2 protein-coding genes are annotated in these 997 nt (G+C 75.8%); both read left to right on the top strand.

All coding sequences use genetic code 11. The annotated features are described in order from the left end of the window. Positions 1-610, top strand: a 610-nt coding sequence (locus tag ACLWS4_RS37165; protein ID WP_416876445.1) for a hypothetical protein, incomplete at its 5' end; no start/stop codon positions are given. After that, positions 610-951: a hypothetical protein gene (locus tag ACLWS4_RS37160; RefSeq protein ID WP_416876444.1), complete on the top strand. Its 342-nt coding sequence runs from the start codon at positions 610-612 to the stop codon at positions 949-951. The genes ACLWS4_RS37165 and ACLWS4_RS37160, both read left to right, overlap by 1 nt. Positions 952-997 lie beyond the last annotated feature (46 nt).

The following is a 997-nucleotide window of genomic DNA, read 5'->3' as shown; positions in this document are numbered from 1 at the left end:
GAGGACGACGGTGGAGTTGATCGTGACAGCCGAGGACGTCGCCCGCCGCCTCGGCTACCCCACCCCCCTCGGCGACCTCGTGCGGCAGCGCATCGAGGTCGCCGTCGAGGACGCCCAGGACGCCCTGGTCGCGCACCTCGGACGGCCACTGCTGCCCGCGCAGTACACCGAGAGCGGTGTTCACGCAGGGGCGGACGGCTGGGTGCTCCATCACGGTCCCGTCATCGCGGTGATCTCCGCCGTCCTGGACACGGGCACGACGTCGGGTCCCTTCGGCACGCCGACGTACACCGTCACCTACACCGCCGGCATCGACGCCCGCACCGACCCGCAGACCGCCCCGCTGCGCCTGTGGGTCCGTGCGACGGCGTGCCACCACCCGCTGCTGGCGGACGCGCCCGCGCGCCAGCGCCGCGTCGCCTCCGCCTCCGTGGAGGGCCAGTCGGTCACGTACGACACCGCGGCCGAGCCGCCGGTGGTGCTCGCGCCGCCGGACCTCACCACGACCGACCGGTGGCGGCTGCGCGGCCGCCGGGTCTACCAGGCCCCGACCAGGCCGAACCCGCCCGGGCTCACGATCCCCGGACACTTCGGCTCAGGGGGGCTCTGATGGCGGTCCTGCTGGCCGACCGGCAGCTCGGCGTCCGCACACGCGGCGTGCCCGTCCTGGACGCGCACGGCGCCGAGGTGACCGGGCCGCTCGGCCCGCTGCGGGGACCGTGGCCCGGGCGGGCCGTGCAGCAGGCCGACGGCACGTGGCACCTGGCCCTGGACGGGCAGGCCGGCCTCCTGCTGGCCGGCGACGTCGTGGTGGAGCCGGCCACCGGCACGCAGTGGACGGTGCTGGCGGCCGACGAGTTGGCGAACACCGACGACCCGGCGCTGGCCTACGTGCGGATCAAGGGGCGCGCCCGCGTCTTGGACGGCACCCGGCCGGAAGGACACCCGTGATGGCCCACCTTGAGCTGCCCTCCGACCTTGCTCGCCGCCTGGCCCC

This window comes from Kitasatospora sp. SC0581 (assembly GCF_048159585.1).
Lineage (GTDB): Bacteria > Actinomycetota > Actinomycetes > Streptomycetales > Streptomycetaceae > Kitasatospora.
Note: the sequence above shows the minus strand (reverse complement) of the source record. Positions and strands in the feature narration are given on the sequence as shown.